The sequence below is a fragment of the Anaerotignum sp. genome (genome assembly GCF_031981185.1).
Lineage (GTDB): Bacteria > Bacillota > Clostridia > Lachnospirales > Anaerotignaceae > Chakrabartyella.
In genome coordinates, this window is sequence record NZ_DALYUL010000022.1 from 50,718 (window position 1) to 55,462 (window position 4,745).

Annotated in this window: 6 protein-coding genes; all 6 read left to right on the plus strand. The window is 35.2% G+C overall.

Annotated features, from left to right (window positions below):
- Positions 1 to 198, plus strand: a 198-nt coding sequence (locus RTK36_RS12505; protein WP_312047582.1) for a hypothetical protein, incomplete at its 5' end; no start/stop codon positions are given.
- On the plus strand, positions 199 to 738 hold the full coding sequence (locus RTK36_RS12510) for a hypothetical protein (RefSeq protein WP_312047583.1): 540 nt from the start codon (positions 199 to 201) through the stop codon (positions 736 to 738).
- Positions 739 to 804: 66 nt separating this feature from the next.
- Positions 805 to 1,107 carry a hypothetical protein gene (locus RTK36_RS12515; protein ID WP_312047584.1) on the plus strand — a complete coding sequence of 101 codons (303 nt, stop codon included), beginning with the start codon at positions 805 to 807 and terminating at the stop codon, positions 1,105 to 1,107.
- Between the two features lie 277 nt (positions 1,108 to 1,384).
- Positions 1,385 to 3,403 (plus strand): phage tail tape measure protein, encoded by a 2,019-nt coding sequence (locus tag RTK36_RS12520; RefSeq protein WP_312047585.1) that lies wholly within the window; start codon positions 1,385 to 1,387, stop codon positions 3,401 to 3,403.
- Positions 3,404 to 3,415: 12 nt separating this feature from the next.
- Positions 3,416 to 4,276, plus strand: coding sequence for a phage distal tail protein (locus RTK36_RS12525; protein ID WP_312047586.1), 861 nt, complete (start codon positions 3,416 to 3,418; stop codon positions 4,274 to 4,276).
- Positions 4,277 to 4,279: 3 nt separating this feature from the next.
- A partial coding sequence (locus RTK36_RS12530) for a Gp37-like protein (protein ID WP_331655044.1) occupies positions 4,280 to 4,745 on the plus strand: 466 nt, incomplete at its 3' end.

Here is a 4,745-nt window from a genome sequence, read left to right on the forward strand (position 1 = left end):
TCAAAAAGCATGAGCGATGGGTTAAAGATTCTTGAAGGTGTAAAAGAAATTTTACTTACCCGAGGTGATGAACAGCTAACGGATCGTATTTTGAGCATAGCATTGAATGGTGGTGGAAGTCTTGAAAATCTTGAAACAAATACCTTTCATTTTAAGGCTAATTTTATCGTGTTAAGTAAATACAGAAGGGGTGATTGAATGGAAAGAATTCTATTAGGCAGTGGTGACGTATTCTGTTTGGAATATATTGATACAATTCCAGAATACGCGGAAATTGAAACGAAGGAAAATTTACTTGCTGAAATCCAAGGTGGTGTAGTTATTAACTATGACGTAGAATGGTATGATGCTGAAGTTGATAGTGGCAGAGTAAGTAAAAGTTTTATTAAGAAGGAAACAGCAGTATTAAAGACTGGTATTGCTACGTTAAACGGTAATACGATTAAAAAATTATGTTCTACAGCAAGAGTAACAGAGGATAAAGAGAAGAAAACAAGAACTGTTAAGATTGGCGGTGCTGGTAATTTTGATGGTAAAAAGTATTTAATTCACTTCTTACATAAAGATGCGGCGGATGGCAATGTAAGAGTAACAATTGTTGGTAATAATCAAGCTCCAATTGAGTTCGCTTTTGCCAAGGATAAGGAAACTGTTGTAAATACAGAGTTTAAGGCAACGGCTTTAGATGATGAAGGTACACTTGTTATTTTTAACGAAGAAGATAAAACAATTGCATAATGACAAAACATTTAAAGGGCGTATTTTAAAGATATGCCCTTTTATTTATTCAAAGGAGGATACTACATGATTGATTTAAGCAAAGTATCACAGGATAGTTACAAGATAAAATTGCCTAATAAGGATGTATTAAAAATTAAAAAGCCAACACAGGCAATGTTTAAGACCATGAATGAGATGGTTGAAAGCGATATGGAAGAAATTGAAATTATTGAAACCTTATATCGGTTGATGTTAAGAATTTTTAACCGTAACTTAAATGGTATTGAGTTTACAGAGGATGAAATCTCAGAAATCATGGATATAAGAGCTGCAATGGAAGTGCTAAAGGATTATCTTCAATTTAGCGTGGGACAGTTGGGGGAGTAGTATTCCCCACAAAACCTTCAATAAATGGGGATGAAGAAAAGCCATACTTAATTGTAGAAACAACAGCTATTAAAAAAGTATCTGATTATAGCGGTTTAACTTTTTCTGATTGCATGGAATTAGATGTTTATACTTTTGCTGTATTATTGCGTGATGCTTTTGTTTATAACTTAAAGCAATCACAAGAGGGTAGAGATTATTTGGAAGAATGTTATCTCTCCAAACAAACTAAACCAGATAGAAAGAAATTGAGAGAACGGTTTGGGGGTGAATAAGAATGATTGATTTAGGCACATTGGTTACTCAAATAGTGGTTAATGATAATGGCGCAACGCAACAATTAGATAACTTTTCAATTAAAGCGAAATTAGCAGAAATAAAAAGTATGGGCTTAAAGGGTGCTTTAAGTAAATTAGCAGGTGGTTTCAACATTGGGGTTGCAATTAAGGAAACAGTTGTTGGTTTGATTAATTGCACGAAAAATGCACAAGAATTACAGGGTAGCCTAAACGACCTACAAATCCAAACTGGTATGACAGACGAAGAAATGCAAGGTATGGGTGATACCATTAAAAATATCTATGCTAAGAATTTAGGAGAAGATTATCGTGACGTTGCCAATGCTTTAGGAGAAGTTAAAACACAAACTGGACTTACAGGTGAAGAACTGGAAAAAACTACGCAAAATGCTTTACTATTGCGTGACACCTTTGATATGGAAGTAAACGAAAGTATCCGTTCAGTTGATACGATGATGAATCAATTCGGGATCACAAGCGATGAAGCTTTTAACCTTATAGTACAAGGGAGCCAGAATGGATTAGATAAGAATGGAAATATGCTCGATAGTATCAATGAGTATTCGGTACACTTCCAGCAGCTTGGTTTTGATGCCGATGAAATGTTCAATATGTTTGCTAATGGCGCCGAGGCTGGTGTTTTCGATGTGGATAAGCTTGGGGATGCGGTGAAAGAATTTGGTATTCGTGCAAAAGACGGTTCTACTACCACGACAGATGCCTTTCATGCTTTAGGCTTAGATGCAGATGCTTTAACTGAGAAGTTTGCTAATGGTGGTGAAGGTGCAGAGGATGCCTTTAAAATTGTAAACGGTGCTTTAACTAATTGCGATGACGAAGTGTTAAAAAATCAAGCAGGTGTAGCTCTCTATGGCACTATGTGGGAAGATATGGGTGAAGACGCTATCCTTGCTTTATCCAATACAAACGGTGAAATTAGTGCCACTAATGATGCTATGGGGAAAGTTAATCAGATTAAGTTTGATAACTTTGGTTCTGCAATGGAGGGTATTAAAAGATTGTGGGAAACTTCTTTCATGCAACCAATAGGGGAAAGTATTTTACCTTTGTTGAGTGGATTTGCTACGTTTATCTCAGAACATGCAGAGGAAATAAGAGCAGTAGTATCAACTACAGCGGAATTTATCGGTAGTATTTTTGAGTTTATTGGAAGCGTTATATCAGCATTTGTTACAAACGCTCAAACTGAGGGTACATATCTTTACGCAGTATGCGAGCAAGTTAGAATAATTTTTGATACAACCATGAAAGCCATTCAAGATATATTCAGCATATTTACAGCCGTTTTTAATGGTGATTGGGAAGGGGCATGGAACGGTATCAAGACATTAGTTAGTGATGTTTGGAACGGTATTGTCACCCTCGTGAAGAATAATCTTGATGGCATTGTAACAGCTTTAAGCAATATGAAAGAAGCCTTTAAAAAGGCAGCGATAGCTTTATTTAACAAGGTGAAAGATGGTTTTGCTGACGTTTGGGATAAAATTACCACATGGATTGATGAAAAGTTAAATGATTTCATTACAACCATTAAAGGATTTGGTTCAAAAGCGAAAGAAGCAGGTAAAGAGATATTTACCAAAGTCTGGGACGGAATGAAGAACATATGGAATGATATTACTGACTGGATTGGCAAAAGGGCAGACGATATTAAAGACACATTGATGTTCTGGAAAGATAAAGCCGAGGAAACTAAGAAAGCAAAAAGAGAAGCTGAGGACGATTCAGTAGACGGTAGCAACAGAAATGGTTTATCATATGTTCCTTTTGATGGTTATAAATCCATACTTCACGAGGGTGAAAGAGTACTAACAAAACCAGAGGCAGAAAGATACCGTAAAAATGAAGGTAATAACGGCAATACCAATGTAACAAATAATTTTTATGGTGTAAATGAAGAGAAAACAGCATTTAAAGCATACAGAGCCACAAAGAAAGCGGTTAGAGACTTAGGCTTAAGGCCACAGTTAGCATAAAGGGGGGATTCAATGTTAATCACTAAAAGTACAAGAGTAATCTATAGAAATGAAGTAGGCGGTGAGGTTGAATTTTCTCCTTTTTCCGCTTACTTCTTAGAGCAATTAGAGGAAGAAACGAAAAATAGTATCACAACCAATAAGACAAATTTAATTCATGGTGAAAGCTACATATCAAACACATTAGAAAGTAGATATATTACTTTAGCGGGTATTATTGATAGGAACTCAACTACAAAAGCATTAATTAGAAATCTTATTAAGGTTGTCAACCCGACATTGAAAGGAACGTTAATTTATCAGAATGAAAATGAAGTAAAAGAAATTGAAGTTATTCCAGAGGAAATACCTGATCCACAAGAGAATAGTGGCTTGATTCGATATGATATTTCTTTGATGGCTTATAGTCCATTCTGGAAAAATGTTGAGAAGGTTGAAAATATAGCATTATGGACACCTAAGTTCCATTTTCCTTTAGTCATACCAAAAAACAAAGGTATTGTATTTGGGGTAAAGAAATCAGCCTTTGAAAAGTTGATTGAAAATGAGGGCGATGTGGAAAGTGGTTTTAGAGTAGTATTTAAGGCTAGAAGCGGGACGGTGAAAAATCCCAAACTATTGAATAAGCTAACAGGTGAATTTATTAGGCTTAACTATCCAATGGAAAAAGGGGATAGCATTGAAGTGATTTCCTATCCGGAAAAGAAAAAGGTTACTGTCAATAGCATTATAAATGGATTCCGTTTTCTTGATATTGAAAGTACATTTTTTACTTTGGATGTTGGGCGAAATATCCTTCAATATGATGCAGATGTGAATAAGACCAACCTGGATGTTATTCTCTACTATACGCCACGTTTCTTGGGGGTGTAAGCTATGGATTTGTATGTATATGAAAACTTTGAGTTACAAGGGCTAATCACGCAATATGATTCATTGCGTTGGACTAGACGGTTTAATGATGTTGGGGAATGTGAGATTGAAATGCCGTTTGATGAAGATGTATTTAAGCTATTAAAAATCAATACCTTACTTTACCATAAGCAAAACAAAGAAGCTTGTTTCATCCTGCAAAAGAATGTTACTACTGATAGCTATGGAGTAGAGAAGTTAATTGTCATTGGCAAAAGCATATCTTGTATCCTAGAGAATAGAACTACAAGTTTTACAGGAGATACTACGGTTTCTAATTTAGTGACTAAGTTGTTAAATGAAAACTATATCAATGCAACCAATGTCAATAGAAATATTCCTGATTTGATTATTGGAACAGTCACATTGAAAAAGAATCCTGTTATAAGTGTTAAGTATGAAAATGTTGATGTTTATACCATGATTAAGG